Raw genomic sequence first — 19,721 nt, 5'->3', positions numbered from 1 at the left:
AATGAGTATTGGTAAAATTGTAAAAATCATCGGCGCTGTCGTTGACGTTGAATTCGAACATAATACGGGCCCACGCGTCTATGATGCGTTACGTGTCGTTGATCAAGAGTTCTCGGCATTAGTTCTTGAAGTGCAACAGCAACTGGGTGGCGGCATTGTTCGTTGTATCGTAATGGGCTCCTCTGACGGTCTTCGCCGTGGCTTAAGTGTGCAGTCAACAGGCGAACCAATTACGGTGCCTGTCGGTGAAGAAACCTTAGGTCGTATCATGAACGTGTTAGGTGAACCTATTGATGAATGTGGTCCCATTGGCGAGAAAATGAATTATGGTATTCACCGTTCAGCGCCAAGCTATGAAGAACAATCGAACTCGTCTGAATTGCTCGAAACCGGCGTAAAAGTGATTGATTTGGTATGTCCTTTTGCAAAAGGCGGCAAAATTGGCCTGTTCGGTGGTGCCGGTGTGGGTAAGACGGTAAACATGATGGAGCTAATTAATAACATTGCAAAAGCTCACTCAGGTTTGTCGGTTTTCACTGGTGTTGGTGAGCGTACTCGTGAAGGTAACGACTTCTACTACGAGATGAAAGAAGCGGGCGTTCTCGATAAGGTTGCGATGGTTTATGGTCAAATGAACGAGCCTCCGGGCAACCGCCTACGTGTTGCGTTGACTGGGCTTACCATGGCCGAGCGTTTCCGTGATGAAGGTCGCGACGTATTGTTATTCATCGATAATATCTACCGCTACACCTTAGCGGGGACAGAAGTGTCGGCACTGCTTGGCCGCATGCCTTCTGCAGTTGGTTATCAGCCAACACTTGCCGAAGAAATGGGGGTGCTTCAAGAGCGTATTACCTCAACCAAGACAGGCTCGATTACCTCCATCCAAGCGGTATACGTACCAGCCGATGACTTGACCGACCCATCACCGGCAACCACGTTTGCTCACTTGGATGCGACAGTTGTGTTGTCACGTAACATCGCAGCACTCGGTCTTTACCCTGCAATTGATCCTTTGGATTCAACTTCGCGTCAACTTGATCCAATGATTGTGGGTCAAGAGCACTACGATGTGGCGCAGAATGTTCAAATGACACTGCAGCGTTACAAGGAACTGAAAGATATCATTGCTATTCTTGGGATGGATGAGCTGTCTGAAGAAGATAAGCAGTTAGTTTCTCGCGCACGTAAAGTGGAACGTTTCCTTACTCAGCCTTATCACGTAGCGGAAGTGTTTACTGGGCAAAAAGGTGTGTTTGTGCCATTAAAAGAGACGATTAAGGGCTTTAAAGGATTACTCGCGGGTCAATATGATGACATCCCAGAACAAGCGTTCTTGTACTGTGGTTCAATTGATGAAGTGCTAGAAAAAGCGAAGTCGCTCTAAGGCTTTAGGAGGTCATATGGCTATCGCCGTAAATGAGAATACCTTTGAACTGCAAATCGTGAGCGCTGAGGGAACCTTGTTCTCTGGTCCTGCCCATGCTTTAGCGATATCTGGGGCTAGTGGGGAGCTGGGCATTCGACCGCAACATTCGCCTCTTATTAGCAAAATTAAACCCGGTATTGCGAGCTTTGTCTCTGACATTAAAAAAGAACCGAGCATTTTATATATCTCGGGTGGGATGCTCGAAGTACAGCCTGATGTGGTCACTGTGTTAGCTGATACGGTATTACATGGCGAAGATATCGATCAAGCGCGGGCAGAATCAGCCCGACAAATGGCGCTTGAAAATATCAGCAGGCATCAAGAGGGAGGGCTTAGCTTCGAGCAAGCTCAACTTGAACTCAATAAAGCACTGGCTCAATTACGAGCGGTTGAATTGGTTGGCCGTTTAAATCGTCATTGATTGGGGTCGTCAGGGAACATAGCTATCATGCTCCCTGATTTTTATTTGTGTCTAATAATCTCACTTGTCTTTCAAAAGAGGTAATCTTCTCGCTTCTAGTTGTAAAGTTTTTCGTTATGATGGGGTCAGTGGTTAGCATTATTTAGGGATGAAAATGAACAAGATACTGGTCGTTTGTATGGGCAACATTTGCCGTTCGCCAACAGGCGAAGCGATTTTACGTGCCAAGTCGGAGCAACTGCATATTCCAGTGGTTGTAGACTCAGCAGGGACAATTGGCTATCACCAAGGTAATCCACCGGATGCGCGCTCAAAGGCTGCAGGTGAGAAGCGTGGTTATTCGTTTAAAGGGATTCGTTCGAGAAAGGTAGTCGCCAGCGACTTTGAAGAGTTTGATCTAATTTTAGCGGCAGACAGAGACAACTTGTCTGACTTAGACGCTCAGTGTCCGCAACACCTCAAGCACAAGCTAAAACTATTTTTAGAGTTTGGTGATTCAGGCTACGACGAAATTCCCGATCCGTACTACGGCGGCGATAAAGGCTTTGAGTTAGTGTTGGATCTGATTGAAGAGGCATCAGAGCGAGTGTTGTACTCCCTCTGATGCAAAAGCTCTTTAGGCTGCCATCACTCGGCCGCTGAAATAGTCATTGGAGACAATATATTCGGTGTTACGAATCAGCTCATCCTGAATTTCTGCCCAATGGCTATTGTTGTGCTCTAACGTTGGCACCACTCCGCCAACTCGGATGTTAAATGGCGTAAGTTCTTTTGCCCAGCTTTGAGTAAACCCTGCCACCATAGACGTCGCGTTATCAAATCCAGATAAATCCTGATATTCAGGGTGAGAAATGACATTAACGATAACGCCATTCTTTTTCTCTTTACGCATTCTCTCTGCGGTTGCTTGACCAAAGCTAAACATGGTTGCAGCCATTAATGACAGCCTCTGGGTGAAAACATCACTCGCTTGTTGATCAAAAATATTCGGCATCGCTTGCGCGGTAAGGGTGTTGATCAACACGTCGGGGGAACGTTTTAATTGTTGATCCATAAACTCAAACAAATCTTGAATCGATTGCAGTGAATGATCCGAAACTTTGAATTGATAGACTTGCTCAGAGATCTCGCGACATAGTTGATAGGTGTGCTGCAACTGTGGACTACTTTTATCACACAACACAACGGTCGCTCCAAGTGAAGCGAAGTGGTAAGCAAGCGTGCTTCCTACCTGTGAACCGGCGGATGTCACTAATATTACAGCACTTTTTATATCCATTGGCTTACCCCCATAAGCTATGTTTGCGTGAAAACTTGTCCACATAGCATGGTAGATTAACTGTTATTGAGTTGTGAATAAGGTCAAATAACTGGCCGGATTGTATGGCAACTTATGAATCTTTGGCCTTATTCACATTATCGAGCTGTGTTGCTGACAAAGTCCGATAAATGAGACAGTCAAAGTGTGATCTTAAACGATCGTTAGGCTTGGGTTTGGATCTGGAAGGTGCGTTGAGCTTTGATCAGCTGATTATATAGGTCTATCGGCATTAGCTCTTTCGGTTCTTTTTCTCCCATCGTACGGCGCTGGTGGCCTGATAGGTTGTGATAAACCTCTTCAGGAAGGCCATGAGTCTCTTCAGGCAAGTAGGTAAGCGCGTCAGGAGTTAGATAATGGCTAAGCTTCGCACTTGGCATGCCTGAGCTATGAAATAATGATGCTTGTAGCGCCGATATCTCATACGAACTTTGATCTGAGCGTAGTGCCTGAGGGGGCTGGAGTTCGAATCGTTTACGGAGGGCTTGTTCTGTTGTGTCAATCTCATCGACTTTCTCGACAGGGGTGTTGTCGCGAACATCGTTTGAGAACATCGATAAAATTAGCGCAAAATCAGCGCGACGACCTTCGTGAACGGCGTGGTTGATCCCCGTGCCGAACCCAAGCTCGTTAATAATGGCTGCTTTGTCTAAAGTATGGATTTGCATAGTGCCCCTCGTATGATGCTTTTATAGCGACATACGGGTAGAAAACTTTAGAAAAATCAGCATGAGAAATGAAAAAAGCCAGCTAAGTGCTGGCTTTTTATGCGACTAAATTTTAAATCCTATAGGGAAGGATTATTTAGCTAGGTTCTCTGCAACGAAGTCCCAGTTAACTAGAGCCCAGAAACCATTCATGTAGTCTGGACGAACGTTACGGTAATCGATGTAGTAAGCGTGTTCCCACAGGTCAACTGTTAGAAGTGGAGTTGTACCTTCTTCAGTTAGAGGAGTTGCTGCGTTAGAAGTGTTAACGATCTCTAGAGAGCCGTCAGCTTTCTTAACTAGCCAAGTCCAAGAAGAACCGAAGTTGTTGATTGCAGAATCAGTGAACTTCGCTTTGAACTCTTCGAAAGAACCGAAAGCAGCGTTGATTGCGTCTGCAACTGCACCTGTTGGCTCACCGCCAGCTTTTGGCGCTAGACAGTGCCAGTAGAAAGTGTGGTTCCAGATTTGAGCTGCGTTGTTGAATACGCCGCCAGTAGAAGTCTTAACGATCTCTTCTAGAGTCTTACCTTCAAACTCAGTACCTGGGATAAGACCGTTTAGCTTAACAACGTAAGTGTTGTGGTGCTTACCGTGGTGGAAATCTAGAGTTTCTGCCGAGATGTGTGGTTCTAGTGCGTCTTTCGCGTAAGGAAGAGCTGGTAGTTCAAATGCCATTGCTCGATTCTCCATTTATATGAAAGGGGGAGGCCCTTTCGATTGCTTCCAGTGATATTTATTATTCATGGCTCGCGTGTTGCCAACCATGGTCAATTTGCTGACTTGTCATCTAGTTTATCAAGTTTTTACTTTATTAAAAGCATTGACGGTAAATTTCTATCTGAAAAGACAACAATTTGTTGGCGACTTAACTACGATCGCACACAATTTATAACCATACATATTATAGGCTTTTTATTCTGTGCTAATGGTTTAGAATATGCAGAATATTTGCAGTAACTCCATTAAAGAGGAAGCAATGGAAACTATCGATAAAATCAAACAGCAAATCGCGGAAAACACGATCCTTCTATACATGAAAGGTTCACCAAAACTACCTAGCTGCGGTTTCTCTTCTCAAGCTGCTCAAGCACTTATGGCATGTGGCGAGAAATTCGCTTATGTAGATATCCTACAGAACCCTGACATCCGTGCAGAGCTACCCGCTTATGCACAGTGGCCAACTTTCCCTCAACTTTGGGTTGAAGGTGAACTCATCGGTGGTTGTGACATCATCATCGAAATGTTCCAAAAGGGTGAGCTACAGCCACTAGTTAAAGAAGCTGCAGAGCGCGCAGGTTCTGACGAAGAGTAATCCTCCTCAAATTTTAAGATACTGTTTAAATTTACAGTTTTTCTTGATTTCTAAGGGCCACATTCGATAATGTGGCCCTTATTGTATCTAGCAGACCCTATTTTATGTCTCGTCTATTTATTGCTGAGAAACCTAGCTTAGGCCGCGCGATTGCTGCGGCGTTACCTGGACCAAAGAAAAACGACCAAGGTTTTATTCGTTGCGGTAATGGCGATGTGGTGACTTGGTGTATTGGTCACTTGTTAGAACAAGTGGAGCCCGATGTATATGACGAGCGCTATAAAAAGTGGAATCTAGCCGACCTGCCTATTGTTCCTCAGCAGTGGCAGTTGAGACCGCGCAAATCGGCCAGTAAGCAGTTAACTGTTGTACGTAAACTACTGAAAGAATCCCAACAAATTATCCATGCCGGAGACCCAGACCGAGAAGGGCAACTGTTGGTGGATGAAGTACTCGATTACTGCAAGGTCAGCAAAACCAAGAAAGAAGCCGCCCAGCGTTTGTTGATTAGTGACCTTAACTTACCAGCAGTGAAACGTGCTCTTAATCAGATGCGCAGCAATCGTGATTTTGTCCCTTTGTCTGTGTCGGCGTTGGCTCGCTCTCGTGCTGACTGGTTATATGGAATGAACATGTCGCGGGCTTATACCTTACTCGGGCAAAAAGCGGGCTATCAAGGGGTATTGTCGGTTGGCCGAGTGCAAACGCCTGTATTGGGCTTGGTGGTTAGGCGTGACGAAGAGATCGAGAACTTTATCCCGCGAGACTACTTTACCTTGCATGCGTTGATCCCTTATCAAGATGGCAACAGTGCTTTTGATATTCGTGCTCGTTGGAAGCCGAGTGAAGCTTGTAAACCTTATCAAGATGAAGAGGGCAGAGTACTCAATCGTAAACTGGTAGAGAATGTAGCCAATCGAATCGCCAATCAGCCAGCTACGGTGGTTGAATCAGAGCAAAAGCAAACTAAACAATCTGCTCCGCTGCCGTATTCACTCTCGGCATTACAGATTGATGCGGCAAAACGTTTCGGTCTGAGCGCGCAACAAGTGCTAGATACCTGTCAATCTCTGTATGAGAAACATAAGCTGATCACTTATCCACGTTCGGATAGTCGTTACTTGCCGAAAGAGCACTTTGCGCAAGCCGGTAGTGTCTGTGACGCGATCGCGAACAATGCCAATGAGCTAAGTAAAGCGGTTAACGGTGCTGACTTAAGCTTGAAGTCAAAAGCATGGAATGACAAAAAAGTCGATGCTCACCATGCGATCATCCCAACGCCTAAAAAAGCATCGGTAAATGGGTTGTCGGGTAATGAGATGAAAATCTATCAACAGATTGCTCGCCAATACCTAATGCAGTTCTACCCAGCGGCGGTTTATGCAGAAGCTAAGCTGGTGTTTGATATCGCCGGCGGCACTTTTATCGCTAAAGGGCGCCAACTTGTTTCTGCGGGGTGGAAGGAGTTGATGGGGAAAGTGGATGAAGAAGACTCAGGGGTTGATTCGGTACCGCCATTGCCTGAAGGAAGCGTTCTGACCTGTCGTGAAGGTGAAATTAAGGATCGTAAAACCGAACCTCCGAAACATTTCACCGAAGCAACACTTTTGCAAGCCATGACGGGTATTGCACGATTCGTTGAAGATAAAGAACTGAAAAAGATCTTAAAAGAGACCGATGGTCTCGGCACAGAAGCAACCAGAGCAGGCATTCTTGATACCTTATTTAAACGCCAATTACTTCAGCGCCAAGGCAAATCTATCTTAAGTAAACCCGCCGGGAGAGGTCTTATTCACGCGTTACCATCTGACTCAACTTACCCAGATATGACCGCTCACTGGGAGCATCAGTTGCAAGGGATGGCAGAGCGTAATCAAGCTTATGGCCCGTTTATGCATGCGTTGCAAACTCGGATAGATAATTTGATGGGTCAAGTGAAAGTCGGCGATGTACCAGAGTCCTTGCGCCATTTACCAAAAGTAGAACGACCGGCGTTCAAGAAAAAGAAAGGCGGATATCGTAAGAAAACGCCATCTTCGAGCCGAAAGAAAGCTTCTTAGCCGACCTTACGGCCACAACGCTTAAACAATCCTTGCCAATATTGGATGTGTTCGAGCGTGGCTTTGCGAAATGCATTATGGCTCTGCTCTAGTGGGTAGATAAAAGGGTGCAGTTTTGGCTGAGGTGCGAAGAGAGTAAGATTGAATGATAGCTGCTGATAGTAGCTGTCTAGCGTTGCTAAATAGGGTTGCACTTTGCCGATGTACTGCTGCTCGAAGACATTGTTTAAATATTTAAATCGGGTGGTGTCTCTTTGCGGGGCACAGATAACTTTATGATCGTTATGGTTCAATTGTTTTGTTATCAACGAAAGCTGAGCAGCTGAATAGGCCAAAGAGTAGTAGAGGTTACCCACTACAGCGATCTTTTCGAGCGTTTCTTGAGTCTCTATTACGTTTGATTGTTCTGACGCAGAGTGGAACGCTTGATTCAGTTGAGTCAAAGCGTTTGACACTTGCTGTACCTGCTCGCTCATTCCATCCGTTAGCAGGCTAGTCCCTTTCAACTGAGCTTGCATCGCATCACTGGTATAAAGCAAGTTCCATTGATGCATATCCAACTGTTCCCGCTTTTCTTTTCTAATGCCAGTCAAGGTAGGTTTGAGCTGGCTATCGATATTCGGATCACCTATGCACCTCGTTAGGCCTTTGAGTAATGCTGATTGGTAGTCATAATTGCTGAATTCATCGGCCACTTTACCTAATACGGAATTCTTCTCGGCAATTAGCTGAAAAAGCCCACACTGACGCAGCTGATAACTATCGAGTAATCCGAGTGTGATAGGCGGAATCGTTAGATACAATTCCCGTTTACGTGGTAGTTGGGAGATAGAGATCTCTTGAGTGATGTCAGCAGCATCGAGAACGTTAGTGACCCGATCAGAGTAGGTTGCAAAAAAGCGGCTAGGTGAGTCGCTTTTGCAACCTGTTAAGGCTTGTATGACGCATATCAAACCAAGTATTGTACGTACAATGGGCATCGTAATAGAGTAAGTTCCTAGACTGGTATAGTTCTATTTACGTAGCATCACCAAGGGAGTTCACTACCATCATAGTTGATGAACTTGCCACTTTGAGCTTGTTCCGCATTTTCAATGACTTGGCTTAGACCATTTGCAGAGGTTTGGGTATCAATCAAAGCATTCGGTCCACCCATTTCAGTTTGGACCCAACCAGGATGCAGAGCTAAAACAGTAAACCCTTGTTCTGTTAGATCGTTACTGAGGCTTTTCACCACAGAGTTTAATGCGGCCTTCGAAGAGCGATAAATATAGCCGCCACCCGAAGTGTTTTCAGTCATGCTACCTACTTTTGACGATAAGCAGGCCACCTTCTTAAGTGAGCCCTGACGGAGGTTTGGTGCAAATGCTTCGACCAGCTTTAAAGGAGCAATAGCATTAATCTCGAAGACTTTTCGCCACTCTTCCACGTCAGTATTCCCAAAATCGTATCCTTTAGGGCCATAGTAACCGGCGTTATTGATCAATAGGTCGATGGCCGGGAGTTGAGACGCGAGCTCCGTAATAGCTGGATAATCGGTGATATCAACTTGATGGCATTCTAGTTGTTCTGCCGATGCTAATTGTAGTAACTCAGACGAGCCACCAGCATTGCGATAGGTCGCATGAACGTGCCAGCCTTGTGCGAGATAGAGCTTCGTCAAACTCAAACCAATACCACGGTTTGCGCCAGTGATAAGAACGGTCTTCATGGTAAATTCCTTTCGAAAAATAAAATAGTTAACTTAGTTTGCTAAGTGAGTACGACAAAATCAACTAGCCACCATGAACAAAATAGCATGATGGAAAATAAGCTAATGGCGACCAATGAGCCTGAGATAGCTCCAAAGAATAACAACAGCGTAGTTTTAGACATAGTAACAGTTAAATGGTAGTGATAATTAATTTCATTTAACTGTTTTTGAAATCAATATACAAGCTGATACCATAACTCCATCTTAGTTTGGTTTTAGTGCATTATGATCCCGTTGATTTATCATTCAATCTATTCGGAGTTACCCCTTCCAGAAGGGCATCGTTACCCAATCAATAAATATCGTTTACTCCATGATGCGATAAACAGTGAAATTAATGCCAATGCTGCTTGGCAGGAGCAATTTACGCATGTTGTGCCTTCTATGTTGGATCGGCAAGCTGTGACCCAAGTGCATTGCCAAGAATATATTGACTTACTTTTCTCCGGCACGCTGCCTGCACCTAAAATGAGACGAATAGGTTTTCCATGGAGCGAAACACTGATTACCAGAACGCTCACATCGGCTGGTGGTACGTGTGAAACGGTCAATCAATCAGTTGAACATGGTATTGCGATTCATCTAAGCGGTGGTTACCACCATGCTCACCATGACTTTGGCAGCGGTTTCTGTTTAGTCAATGATTTAGTGCTGGCAGCGAAGAGAGCTCTGACAATTGATGATATAGATAAAGTCCTGATCGTGGATAGTGACGTTCACCATGGTGATGGCACGGCGACACTATGTGCCGATGACGCGAGTATCGTAACCTTATCTTTCCATTGTGATAAGAATTTCCCAGCAAGAAAGCCTCAGTCCGATCTCGATGTGCCTTTAGCAAGAGAGAGCGGTGATGATGAATTTCTAGAGACATTTACTTCTGTTGTTGAGATGGCGGTCAATCTTCATCAACCTGATCTCATTCTTTATGACGCAGGAGTCGATATTCATAAGGATGATGAGCTAGGCTATTTAAGTGTATCAAGTGAAGCGATCTATAAACGTGATGAGTTTATGTTTGAGTTAGCGAAGCGGAAGCAACTGCCTATCGCATGTGTCGTTGGTGGTGGTTATCGCAGTCAGCATGAAGAACTGATCCCAATCCACATGCAACTGATTCGTGCAGCGCTTAAAGTCTATGGACGTTAGAAGGAAGATTCATGGAACATCGTATTCGTGCAGCGGGTATCTTAATAAAAGATGGCGCAATGTTGTTACTCCGAGTGAAGGACTTCAGTGGTGAGTATTGGGTACCGCCCGGAGGTGGAATGGAGCCGAGCGATCACAGCTCAAGAGCTTGTGTAGTTCGAGAGTTTAAAGAAGAGGCAGGTATTGATGTTCAAGCGGGAGAGCTGATTTGTGTGAGAGAGTTTCTTGAGACACATACCGAGCGTTATCATGCTGAGTTTTTCTATATGATTGATAGCTTTCTCGGCACGCCTCACCTAGAGAACTTAAAAGGACTGAATGACGAAGGTTACATCCAATCAGTTGAATGGGTCCCGATCCCTCAGTTGGCCGACAAGAGAATCTATCCTACCGAGTTAAAAAACAAACTGATTGATTTGATTGAGACACAACATTTTTCCACTCATTTAGGCAGCTATGTCCAAGGGCAGTTTGAACACATTAACCATCTTTGAACTATTTTTACTGGGTGTGAAAACGAAAAAGGCCGCTAATTTCTTAGCGGCCTTTTTCTAAATGTGGCGGAGAGATAGGGATTTGAACCCTAGATACGCTATTAACGTATGCCGGTTTTCAAGACCGGTGCTTTCAACCACTCAGCCATCTCTCCGTTGTTGACGCGAATAATATAAGGCTTACGAAAGCTTGTAAACCCCTAATTTTATTGTTTGCTTTAATAATGAGCACTTAACGTAAAAAAGTTAATTAGGTGGTTGTTTCTTGTGCTTTTAAGGCGGGTAAATACTAAAAAAGAGAGCCTTAGCTCTCTTTTTTATATATCGATTGTCAGGCGTAACAATATGAATTAGTTACTCTTAACGTAGAATCGCTGCAGTTCGGTTAACCCTTGCATCAATACTGGAAGCGTTGGGTTCTGATCTTTCAAGCGATGATAGTCTTGGTCATACAACTTGTAGTTACCAAACTTATCAATCACGGTTGTATTCTTATTGGTAATAAGCGCAAGCTCACGAGCATCACCCGCTAGGATCCAACGGCGTTTGCTTTCATCAAATAGGTTTCGGCCGCTGCTAAAATCTGAAGGGTTTGATGAAACACCGAGTAGATCTTGTAATAGAGTCACTGATAGATCTAAGTGACTGGTGCGGTGCTGGTATTCGCCAGCCACTGTACCTGGCCAATGGATAATCATAGGTACTTGAAGTTGGTAGCGACTGTAGTTGGTGTTTGAACCCCAGCTGTTGGTCTTACTCTCATTGAACTCAGTGGCATGGTTTGAAGTAATAACAATCACTGTTGATTCGGAAAGCTCAAGCTCTGCGATTTTTTGGAGTAGCTGCGCGATCTCGTTATCCGCCTCACTGACAGATTCAAAGTAGCCTTCTTTAAGCTTCTCTGCGGCTGTTTGGGCTTGCGTTGTAGGGTAAGCACTAAAGTTGTCTACCGTCGTGAGCTCGAGATAACTAAACCAAGGGTTTTTGCCTTGCTCTGTTGCCCAGTTAGCCCAAGCGTCAATCGCTTGTGAGTCTGCAGACGTGCGATCATTAAAGGCAATGCCCGTAAAGTTCATGCCGCGGAACACCGTTTCGCCATAAAGTGGCTCATCGAAATTGTCACCACTAAATAGGCCGAATTGGTACTCTTTCTCTTTCAAGGTATCGATAAGAATAGGGCGAGAGCCTTGAGTTTGAATGCTAGAAGAGTAGCTACTTGGTAAACCATAGAACAAGCCAAACACCCCATAGGAATCGTTGCTCGAACTAAAGTGGTTATTGAAGCTGAGGTTATTTTGCGCGAATTGATATGTTGCAGGCATTGACTCGGCATTCAGGGCATCTGAGCGCAAGTTATTGATGCTGACAACAAGGATGTTTAATGGATTTGAACGGCGATTAAACTCAATACGTTCTAGTGGGTATTGAACCAGTTCCGCATCGCCTTTACTTTGCTCTAAGCGCTCTAGGTACTCATCACGATCCAATAGGCCGTGTCTTTCCATAAACGACTTAGCGGTCATAGGATAAGAGAGTGGGAAGTTGGCTTTTTGCGCCGTAATTGGGCTGTAAAAGTGCGCGTCGGCCCAAACATAAATTAAATGGCTGGTGATAAAGCTGATAAAGAACAAGGCAGCAATTGGGCGACCGACATGTTTGTGCGACAGTTTACGTTGCTTTCTCCATACCCACTCTGACAGCGCAAGCTGAAGTAGGAAGATAAGAGGAAGCACAATGAATAGGTGCTGTAAGTCAGCGCTAATGTTTGAGCTTTCATCACTAAACAGCACTTCCCAGACTACTGGGGTTAGGTGCAAGTTGATGGTTTGATACGCTTGAGTATCAATCAGAAGTACAGTTAGCCCAACGGTAGCAAAACAAACCGCCACCAAACGAAAGAGCTTGCGTGACGGTATGATAAAGGTGAGCGGGAATAGAACCAGTAAATAAAGTGCAAATACAAGGAAGCCAAAATGACCAACCCAAGATGCCGCCAAATAGAATTGCCCCAATAGGGTTTCTGGCCACGGAGACTGGGTGATATAACGGGTTCCGATTAACATCGCCGCTATAATGTTGAAGAATGAAAACCAATGTCCCCAACCTACTAAGCGTGATACGCGTTCGCCGTATGTATTTACGTTATCGACCATGTAATTGTTCTATTATCCGTTATTATTTTTAGTGTTTTTTGTCTTCAACTGAAGATACAAGCGCTTCTGCAAATTTTTCAGCAATTGCCTTACGTTGTGAAGCGGCAACGTCATGATTTAAGACATTGGTTGCGATATTGCCAGCAATCATTAATGCAAGTTCAGGACCAGCTGAATGTTTTTCAAGTACTGCGGCTACTTCAGTAAGGATCAGTTCTACTTGTTCGTCGCTGTATTTAGATGTAATCGGCATAAAGACTCTAATGATGATAGTAAAGCGGCTTATGATAACCTACAATGCCACGCAACTGAAACCTACGCAGCGATAAATTTCATCATGAGCCTTCACCTTTCTAATGTTATCTTGCATCAACTGCAAAAAAACGATTCAGAAGAACTGGTTGTAAATTTCCGTTCCGAGTCGCTAACTAATGATGCTTCTACTGAAAATCTTGTGGCAGAGCTTCACCGTGTCTTCAATTCGAAAGCGGGTAAGGGCTTTGGTTCTTTCAAGTCTGACAGTGAATTTCAACACTGGTTGCAAGATTTACGTCAAGGAAATAAAAATTTCTATGATTTCTCACAGTCCAGTGCAAACCGACTGAGAGATGAGCTAGCAAAATATCCATTTGCCGATGAAGGCATACTCGTTATCGCCGAGTATCAGTCACTGGCAACAGATTACCTTTTCGTTGCAATCATTCCATCGAACCAAAGTTTGAAAGTGACTGAAGGTCTCGATATTAGTGCGACTGATTATCTTGATTTAAGCAAGATGGACATCGCTGCTCGAATTGATTTAACAAGCTATGAAACAGACAAAGAGTCTAATCGTTACCTTGCTTACATCAAAGGGCGCGTCGGACGTAAAGTTGCCGATTTCTTCTTGGACTTCTTACAGGCCGAAGTCGGTCTAGATACGAAGCAGCAAAACCAAGTATTGATGCAAGCAGTCGACGATTTTTGTGCTGATTCCAAACTAGAAAAAGACGAAGTAATTAGCTACAAAAAACAAGTGGCAGATTACTGTAATGAACAGATCAAATCAGGCGATGAAGTTCAAGTGCGTGAACTGTCTGGTGAGCTTCCTCCATCGCAAGATGGCACCAGCTTCTTGGATTACACTCAAGAGCAAGGCTATGAGCTAGAAGAGAGTTTTCCGGGTGACCGAACCGCTGTACGGAAGTTGACTAAATATGTTGGCGCTGGTGGTGGTCTTAATGTGAGCTTTGATAGCATGCTTCTGGGTGAGCGTATTTTTTACGATCCAGAAACAGACACACTGACAATCAAGGGCACACCGCCGAATCTAAAAGACCAGTTGAGCCAAAATCGAGGTTAATAACAAAAATTGTGGTCAGTAGATTATTGCTGACCATTATTAGCTATTAGCGCGTGTTGCTCTTTTATGAGTGTTTTTGAACAGCATGATAAAGAGTTATAATTTGCTTCGCCAAAAGTAAATCATAACCAATATCATGCCAAGAACAAGGCTACTTATATTCGATGGGAACTGCTACTTCAAATTATGAAAAGTACTGGTCGTATTTACGATAAAGCTGTACATCGAATGACATTTGAAGAAATACTTTATCGAATGAGAACAAGTATTCCTTGGCGAGATCTACCATCTGAGTTCGAGTGGGTCTTTCTTGATGGTTCTATAGTTCGAGCGGATCAGCATAGCACAGGTGCTGCTACTGAAAGCTCAGAGCAAATAGGAAAAGTCGCAGGGGCAACTCAACCAAAATTCACTTAGCTGTAGATAGTGGAGGACTACCGATTGTTTTTGACTTATCCAAGGGGCAACGACATGATGTTGTTCGCGAACGTGGTGGAGTGCCTGTGATTGCCAAACGTAACTATGGTCAGGATATTGACAAAGCAAGTATGGACTGGTGTTTATATAAATACCGACAGTCGGTTGAAAATGTGTTTGCAAGACTTAAATATTATCGAGCTATTCCAACTGGATATGACAAGCTAGATAGAATTTATGTTAGCATGATATAGTTGGCATTTGTGTTAATGTGGCTGCCGATGTATTGCTGGCCCAAATGCGTTCAACACTCCCTAGAAACCTGCCAACTCGAGTATTTGGAGTTCATTGATGTGATGGATGCACCTCCCTTCTAGCGTCGTTGTACCAAACTAATAGTACAACCTTTGAGAGTGGGAGTAGCAAGTATGGCTATTACTGCAGAATTGTTATTTTTTAGTCAGTGAAGATGGTTTTATTTGCATTGGGCTAGTACCTGTCCAACGTTTAAATGCACGAGAGAAGGAGCTTAGATCTGCATAACCTAGTTGAAAAGCGACTTCGGTTATATTGCTGCTGGAACTTTGCAGGAGATGTAGCGCTTTTTCTTTTCTATACCCCTCAATAATTCCGCGATAGCTTGTGTTCATTTGTGAGAGTTTTCGGTTGAGTGTCCTCACGTTGATATAAAGAGCCTTGGAAATGGAGTTAGCACTCACTTGTGATAAGTTGTCTAATTCATTTAAGATATTATAAATTTTGAGTATTAGATCATTTTTTTTAAGGGTTTCTGCTTGTTTACGTACAAGGTTTAGTGCAGCGTAATGGAGCTCCGTATCATAATGAATATTATTAGACCAAAGGTTTTGTTTCTTGATACAAATTTTGTTCAATGGATGATTAGCCTCCACTAAAGTATTGTTCATAAGTTGAAGCATTGATAATGACGACTCAGTACCTAATTGATTGGTCAGTTTGATTTGGACTTCACATGTTTTGTTCATTGCAATAGATTGGACTATTTGGACTAGAGTTGCGATATACAATGTTCTCCCTAAGTATGTAACGCGCTTTTCCGCCAGAGTTTCGTAGTCCATAATCCAAACTTCAACATTTCCTAAATTGTCATAATGCAGCTCTAGCTTAATTGCTGAGCTTATGATGATTGAATGTTCAGCGATTATTTGTAGTGCGGTATTTAGGTTTGAAGCGGTCCATAATGCGGTGCTGAAAGCGCCAAACGTTAGTGGGCCGACATGTTGTGCACATGCGATAGGAAAAAGTTCCCCCCCATTTTGTTGAGTCAGATAATACAGCTCTCTTCTTAGCTCGTTTAAGTCCAATCTATCATTGAGGATTAAATTATCTTTCCTATGAGTGGAGGGAATTCCCAGTTGTTTTTGAGCAGCAGAGTATAACGATGCCCAACCTTTATGTAGAGTAACTGTCTTGTTAAGTTCCGGTTTGGGTTTGTTCATAGAGTCCAACAATATTATAAATGTGATGCAAAACGCAATTTTGTTCTTTGATTAAATATGGAAATCACTTGTCCTAAAATGCAAAGTTTGAGCGCCGCTTGTCATTATGATGGCAAGTGAGGTAACGGTATACCTCGTATCTTACAATTGAGCAAATCAGATTATTCTTGCCACTAAGGAATTATCTGATTTTGTAAAGAGAGCGCAGTATGAAAAAATGGCAAGAACTATACCAAGATAAGCTTATCACTGTAGCATCAGCGGTTGATGAGTTGGAGTCTGGTGATAAAATTTGGGCTGGTGGTTTTTTATCAAATCCAGTTCTATTTCTTCGTGAACTTGATAAGCATCTTACACGCTTTGAAGGGGGTGAAATATACACGGGACTGATGACCGCGCCGTATGAATTCCTTAAACCACAATATAAAAAAAATCTTCGTCATTTCAGCTTATTTATGGGGCCATTAGAGCGTAAATGCCAAAATGGAGGTAATGTCGAAATAATTAACTTCCATTTTTCAAACATTGATCAAATTCTTACTCGACTACAACCAAACGTTGTAGTGATTGAAGCAACTCCGCCAAATGAACAAGGCTATATGAGCCTAGGCGCGTGTGGTGGCGTAGGTAATAAAGAAGCTCTTAAATACGCAGATAAGGTTATTTTCGTTGTTAATAAGTATCAGCCATTTATTGGCAATATTGAAAATATGCATCATGTGGATGATGTTGACTTCTTAATCGAAGGAGACCATCCAATTGCTTCACCATCTGCAGGTCAGCCTACTGAGCTTGAAAATCAGATTGCTACTCATGTTACGCCATACATAAAAGATGGAATGACGATACAAATAGGTATCGGTACTATTTCTAATGCAATGGGAATGGCACTAAAAGAGCATAAAAACTTAGGTATTCATACCGAAATGTTTACAGAATCATTGATGGCCCTATGTAAATCAGGTTCCGTGACTGGAAGTGAGAAAAACCATAAACCAAATAAGATTGTAACGGCTTTTGCCGGTGGCTCACAAGAAGTTATGGACTTTTTAGATGGTAACACTGATGTAGAAATGGGGGAAATTCATAAGGTTGTCAACCCTAATGAAGTGGCTAAAAATGATAACTTCGCCTCAATCAATACCTGTATTATGGTCGATCTTGTTGGCCAGGTAGCCTCAGAAGGTGTTGGTTTTACGCAAATTTCTGGTTCAGGTGGGCAGCTCGATTTTATTCGTGGTGCAAATATGGCAACAGGAGGAATCAGCATATTAGCTCTAGCATCAACAAGAGAAGGGAATGATGGTTTAGAGTCAAATATTCGCGTTGATCTTCCTACGGGTACTCCTATTACCACGCCGCGTAACGATACACATGTAGTTGCGACAGAATTCGGTTCTGAGGATTTAAGAGCTTTATCAACGTCAGAAAGAGCGAAAGCATTAATCAGAATCGCACATCCTGATTTCCGTGAATCATTAACGGATGAAGCAATCAAGCTTGGCTTAATTAAGTGAGAGAGAAATTATGTTTGAAGGTCAATTTTTTCAACTCAATCGAGTTTCAGGTGAAACCGATATCATCGAATTAGTATTCGATGCCCGTAACGACTCAGTAAATACTTTACGTAAAGAAGCCCTTGTAGAGCTTGAAGCATGTGTTACTAAAATTGAATTAACGGAGGCATCTGGTTTAATCATCCGCTCTGCCAAGAAACTATTTAGTGCTGGCGCGGATGTTAAAGCATTTCGCGATTTGTTTACAGGCGGTGCTTCTGCGGTAGAAGGTTATCTGGGCTGGGTACATTCAATATATAATCGTATAGAAGATCTAAATTTACCTAAAGTAGCGGTTATCAATGGGGTAGCCGCTGGTGGGGGGGTTGAACTCACTCTACTTTGTGAATATAGACTAGCGACACCAAACGCAAAAATTAGTTTACCTGAAGTGAAGTTAGGCATCCTACCAGGATGGGGGGGCGCTACTCGCTTACCACGTATTGCTGGCGTAGATACAGCTATGACTTGGTTAACTAGCGGTAAAAACTTTAGGACAGATAAAGCCATAGCAGACCATGTAGTAGATGGAGTCGCTTCAGAAGATCCAGTTGAAGCAGTAAAGCAAGCTGTTCAGGTAGTTCGTGATGCCGTGGCTGGTAACTTGGATTGGCGTCAGAAGCAAGACGAGAAAAGACAGCCGCTACTACTTAACGACTATGAGCTAGCGATGTCGGTGAATGTTGCACGTGGTATGGTAGCAAAAGTTGCAGGGCCACATTATCCAGCCCCTAACTTAATTTTGGATACGATTGAGAAAAGTGCTCGTTGTAAGCGAAATGAAGCATTGGCAATTGAGACATCCAGTGTGGTTAAGTGTGTGGAAAGTGGTGTCGCTGATGCTTTAGTCAATATTTTTATCAGTGATATGGCAGTCAAAAACTTAGCAAAACAGACCGCGAAAACAAGCAATAAAACCGAAGAAGTTGGTGTGATCGGTGCAGGTATAATGGGGGGGGGTATTGCTTATGTAACTGCTGATAGTCGCATTGATGTAGTGATGAAAGACATCAACAAGCAGGGACTTGCTCTTGGTCTAAATGAAGCGAATAGTTTGCTTTCTAAGCAAGTCGAACGTGGCCGTAAAACACTTAAGAATATGGGCGAAACTCTTAATCGTATCGTACCGACTTTGCATGATGCTGTACTTGACAGTTGTGATTTACTTATCGAAGCAGTTGTTGAAAACCCAGTTGTAAAAGAGAAAGTGTTGGCTCAAGTTGAAAGCGCTGCACCGAATGCAGTGATCGCCTCAAATACTTCAACATTAATGATCAGTGGTCTAGCTAACGCTCTTAAAAAACCAGAGAATTTCTGTGGTATTCACTTCTTTAACCCAGTGCACAAGATGCCTTTAGTTGAGGTTATTCGCGGTGAGAAAACATCGCAAGATACAATCGCTAAGGCCGTTAATTATGTTCTTCAGTTAGGTAAAACACCGATTGTAGTGAATGATTGTGCTGGTTTCTTAATTAACCGATGCCTAACACCTTATTTCTTAGCATTTAACCAACTAGTTGTTGATGGCGGAGATGTATTTGCTATTGACAACGTTTTGAGTAAAGGGTTCGGATGGCCAATGGGGCCAGCCACTTTGCTTGATGTTATCGGCTTAGACACAGCGTCGCATTGTATTGATGTTATGGACGAAGCTTTCCCAGAACGCCTAAGTAAACCTGAAATAAATATTATCGGTTTGCTTAACGCTTCTGGTCAACTAGGACAAAAAACTCAGCATGGTTTCTTCCAGTATTCAAAAAATAGAAAAGGGCATTTGAAGCCTGCAGCAAGTGCAGATACTCAAAAGTTATTCGCTAAGCATTGTTCGCAGCCAACAGAAATGTCGAGTGAAGATGTTCAATGGCGAATGATGCTTCCAATGATGTATGAAGCCATCATCTGTTTAGATGAGGGGATTATTTCTTCACCACAGGAAGCTGATATTGCCTTTGTATATGGTACAGGTTTTCCTCCATTCCGCGGCGGTCTTTTCTACTATATGGATACGATTGGTGCAGCTAACTTACTTGAAATTGCGAAGAAATATGTTCATTTAGGCCCGTTATACCAAATTCCTCAGAGCTTGATTGATCGTGCAGGACAACAACGTACGTTTTATTCTTAATATT

18 protein-coding genes, 1 tRNA gene and 1 pseudogene are annotated in these 19,721 nt (G+C 43.3%); 11 read left to right on the top strand and 9 right to left on the bottom strand.

Translation table 11 applies throughout. From position 1 onward, the window contains the following. Position 1: 1 nt before the first annotated feature. The 3 genes from atpD to VIA_RS18075 all read left to right on the top strand — a co-directional run bounded on the left by atpD (position 2) and on the right by VIA_RS18075 (position 2,454). Complete coding sequence (atpD, locus tag VIA_RS18085) at positions 2–1,387, top strand: F0F1 ATP synthase subunit beta (RefSeq protein WP_004414852.1); 1,386 nt, start codon at positions 2–4, stop codon at positions 1,385–1,387. A 16-nt stretch (positions 1,388–1,403) separates the two neighbouring features. Continuing rightward, entirely contained in the window at positions 1,404–1,850 is a 447-nt protein-coding gene (locus VIA_RS18080) for a F0F1 ATP synthase subunit epsilon (RefSeq protein ID WP_004414850.1), read from the top strand. 154 nt (positions 1,851–2,004) lie between these two features. Then, on the top strand, positions 2,005–2,454 hold the full coding sequence (locus VIA_RS18075; RefSeq protein WP_004414848.1) for a low molecular weight protein-tyrosine-phosphatase: 450 nt from the start codon (positions 2,005–2,007) through the stop codon (positions 2,452–2,454). A 12-nt stretch (positions 2,455–2,466) separates the two neighbouring features. Here VIA_RS18075 and VIA_RS18070 read toward each other — a convergent pair whose 3' ends face one another. The 3 genes from VIA_RS18070 to sodB all read right to left on the bottom strand — a co-directional run bounded on the left by VIA_RS18070 (position 2,467) and on the right by sodB (position 4,553). Beyond that, on the bottom strand, positions 2,467–3,129 hold the full coding sequence (locus VIA_RS18070; RefSeq protein WP_004418293.1) for an SDR family oxidoreductase: 663 nt from the start codon (positions 3,127–3,129) through the stop codon (positions 2,467–2,469). 203 nt (positions 3,130–3,332) lie between these two features. Continuing rightward, positions 3,333–3,836, bottom strand: a complete 504-nt coding sequence (locus VIA_RS18065; RefSeq protein WP_004414846.1) for a VC2046/SO_2500 family protein — start codon at positions 3,834–3,836, stop codon at positions 3,333–3,335. Positions 3,837–3,968: 132 nt separating this feature from the next. Then, positions 3,969–4,553: a superoxide dismutase [Fe] gene (gene sodB, locus VIA_RS18060; RefSeq protein ID WP_004414845.1), complete on the bottom strand. Its 585-nt coding sequence runs from the start codon at positions 4,551–4,553 to the stop codon at positions 3,969–3,971. A gap of 301 nt (positions 4,554–4,854) precedes the next feature. On the opposite strand from sodB, the gene VIA_RS18055 reads away from it, so the two are divergent. Further along, positions 4,855–5,190 carry a Grx4 family monothiol glutaredoxin gene (locus tag VIA_RS18055; protein ID WP_004414843.1) on the top strand — a complete coding sequence of 112 codons (336 nt, stop codon included), beginning with the start codon at positions 4,855–4,857 and terminating at the stop codon, positions 5,188–5,190. Between the two features lie 104 nt (positions 5,191–5,294). After that, positions 5,295–7,250, top strand: coding sequence for a DNA topoisomerase III (locus VIA_RS18050; protein WP_004414842.1), 1,956 nt, complete (start codon positions 5,295–5,297; stop codon positions 7,248–7,250). Here VIA_RS18050 and VIA_RS18045 read toward each other — a convergent pair. Together VIA_RS18045 and VIA_RS18040 are read right to left on the bottom strand one after the other, a co-directional pair. Continuing rightward, positions 7,247–8,230 carry a DUF3080 domain-containing protein gene (locus VIA_RS18045; protein WP_004414840.1) on the bottom strand — a complete coding sequence of 328 codons (984 nt, stop codon included), beginning with the start codon at positions 8,228–8,230 and terminating at the stop codon, positions 7,247–7,249. The two genes, VIA_RS18050 and VIA_RS18045, sit on opposite strands and share 4 nt — an antisense overlap. Before the next feature lie 47 nt (positions 8,231–8,277). Beyond that, positions 8,278–8,961, bottom strand: a complete 684-nt coding sequence (locus tag VIA_RS18040) for an SDR family oxidoreductase (protein WP_004414838.1) — start codon at positions 8,959–8,961, stop codon at positions 8,278–8,280. Positions 8,962–9,228: 267 nt separating this feature from the next. Here VIA_RS18040 and VIA_RS18035 point away from each other — a divergent pair, with 267 nt between their 5' ends. Together VIA_RS18035 and VIA_RS18030 are read left to right on the top strand one after the other, a co-directional pair. Next, positions 9,229–10,152 carry a histone deacetylase family protein gene (locus tag VIA_RS18035; protein ID WP_004414836.1) on the top strand — a complete coding sequence of 308 codons (924 nt, stop codon included), beginning with the start codon at positions 9,229–9,231 and terminating at the stop codon, positions 10,150–10,152. Between the two features lie 11 nt (positions 10,153–10,163). Beyond that, positions 10,164–10,646, top strand: a complete 483-nt coding sequence (locus VIA_RS18030; protein ID WP_004414834.1) for an NUDIX domain-containing protein — start codon at positions 10,164–10,166, stop codon at positions 10,644–10,646. A gap of 64 nt (positions 10,647–10,710) precedes the next feature. On the opposite strand, the gene VIA_RS18025 is transcribed toward VIA_RS18030, so the two are convergent. The 3 genes from VIA_RS18025 to VIA_RS18015 form a co-directional block, all read right to left on the bottom strand. Continuing rightward, positions 10,711–10,801, bottom strand: a tRNA-Ser gene (locus tag VIA_RS18025). Between the two features lie 195 nt (positions 10,802–10,996). Continuing rightward, positions 10,997–12,799, bottom strand: coding sequence for a DUF3413 domain-containing protein (locus VIA_RS18020; RefSeq protein ID WP_004414832.1), 1,803 nt, complete (start codon positions 12,797–12,799; stop codon positions 10,997–10,999). 28 nt (positions 12,800–12,827) lie between these two features. After that, positions 12,828–13,052, bottom strand: a complete 225-nt coding sequence (locus tag VIA_RS18015) for a YejL family protein (RefSeq protein ID WP_004414830.1) — start codon at positions 13,050–13,052, stop codon at positions 12,828–12,830. 84 nt (positions 13,053–13,136) lie between these two features. Here VIA_RS18015 and yejK point away from each other — a divergent pair, with 84 nt between their 5' ends. Both yejK and VIA_RS18005 read left to right on the top strand, forming a co-directional pair. Further along, complete coding sequence (gene yejK / locus VIA_RS18010; RefSeq protein WP_004414829.1) at positions 13,137–14,141, top strand: nucleoid-associated protein YejK; 1,005 nt, start codon at positions 13,137–13,139, stop codon at positions 14,139–14,141. 136 nt (positions 14,142–14,277) lie between these two features. Beyond that, positions 14,278–14,812, top strand: a pseudogene (locus VIA_RS18005) (transposase family protein). A gap of 195 nt (positions 14,813–15,007) precedes the next feature. Here the strand turns inward: VIA_RS18005 and VIA_RS21570 are convergent. Further along, positions 15,008–16,036: a helix-turn-helix domain-containing protein gene (locus VIA_RS21570; RefSeq protein WP_004414825.1), complete on the bottom strand. Its 1,029-nt coding sequence runs from the start codon at positions 16,034–16,036 to the stop codon at positions 15,008–15,010. A gap of 209 nt (positions 16,037–16,245) precedes the next feature. Between VIA_RS21570 and VIA_RS17995 the strand changes: the two genes are divergently transcribed. Beyond that, entirely contained in the window at positions 16,246–17,553 is a 1,308-nt protein-coding gene (locus tag VIA_RS17995) for an acetyl-CoA hydrolase/transferase family protein (RefSeq protein WP_004414824.1), read from the top strand. A 10-nt stretch (positions 17,554–17,563) separates the two neighbouring features. Next, positions 17,564–19,717, top strand: coding sequence for a fatty acid oxidation complex subunit alpha FadB (fadB, locus tag VIA_RS17990; RefSeq protein WP_004414822.1), 2,154 nt, complete (start codon positions 17,564–17,566; stop codon positions 19,715–19,717). The last annotated feature ends 4 nt before the right edge of the window (positions 19,718–19,721 follow it).

Origin of the sequence: Vibrio orientalis CIP 102891 = ATCC 33934 (assembly GCF_000176235.1) — a bacterium.
GTDB classification, from domain to species: domain Bacteria; phylum Pseudomonadota; class Gammaproteobacteria; order Enterobacterales; family Vibrionaceae; genus Vibrio; species Vibrio orientalis.
This window is presented reverse-complemented; position numbering and strand designations above follow the sequence as displayed.

Coding starts and splice junctions, on each gene's coding strand:
- VIA_RS18015 (WP_004414830.1), bottom strand. CDS start 13,052: ATGCCGATTACATCTAAATACAGCGACGAACAAGTAGAACTGATCCTT.
- fadB (WP_004414822.1), top strand. CDS start 17,564: ATGTTTGAAGGTCAATTTTTTCAACTCAATCGAGTTTCAGGTGAAACC.
- VIA_RS18050 (WP_004414842.1), top strand. CDS start 5,295: ATGTCTCGTCTATTTATTGCTGAGAAACCTAGCTTAGGCCGCGCGATT.
- sodB (WP_004414845.1), bottom strand. CDS start 4,553: ATGGCATTTGAACTACCAGCTCTTCCTTACGCGAAAGACGCACTAGAA.
- VIA_RS18080 (WP_004414850.1), top strand. CDS start 1,404: ATGGCTATCGCCGTAAATGAGAATACCTTTGAACTGCAAATCGTGAGC.
- VIA_RS18055 (WP_004414843.1), top strand. CDS start 4,855: ATGGAAACTATCGATAAAATCAAACAGCAAATCGCGGAAAACACGATC.
- VIA_RS18035 (WP_004414836.1), top strand. CDS start 9,229: ATGATCCCGTTGATTTATCATTCAATCTATTCGGAGTTACCCCTTCCA.
- VIA_RS18040 (WP_004414838.1), bottom strand. CDS start 8,961: ATGAAGACCGTTCTTATCACTGGCGCAAACCGTGGTATTGGTTTGAGT.
- atpD (WP_004414852.1), top strand. CDS start 2: ATGAGTATTGGTAAAATTGTAAAAATCATCGGCGCTGTCGTTGACGTT.
- VIA_RS18070 (WP_004418293.1), bottom strand. CDS start 3,129: ATGGATATAAAAAGTGCTGTAATATTAGTGACATCCGCCGGTTCACAG.
- VIA_RS18075 (WP_004414848.1), top strand. CDS start 2,005: ATGAACAAGATACTGGTCGTTTGTATGGGCAACATTTGCCGTTCGCCA.
- VIA_RS18045 (WP_004414840.1), bottom strand. CDS start 8,230: ATGCCCATTGTACGTACAATACTTGGTTTGATATGCGTCATACAAGCC.
- VIA_RS18030 (WP_004414834.1), top strand. CDS start 10,164: ATGGAACATCGTATTCGTGCAGCGGGTATCTTAATAAAAGATGGCGCA.
- VIA_RS18020 (WP_004414832.1), bottom strand. CDS start 12,799: ATGGTCGATAACGTAAATACATACGGCGAACGCGTATCACGCTTAGTA.
- VIA_RS21570 (WP_004414825.1), bottom strand. CDS start 16,036: ATGAACAAACCCAAACCGGAACTTAACAAGACAGTTACTCTACATAAA.
- VIA_RS17995 (WP_004414824.1), top strand. CDS start 16,246: ATGAAAAAATGGCAAGAACTATACCAAGATAAGCTTATCACTGTAGCA.
- VIA_RS18065 (WP_004414846.1), bottom strand. CDS start 3,836: ATGCAAATCCATACTTTAGACAAAGCAGCCATTATTAACGAGCTTGGG.
- yejK (WP_004414829.1), top strand. CDS start 13,137: ATGAGCCTTCACCTTTCTAATGTTATCTTGCATCAACTGCAAAAAAAC.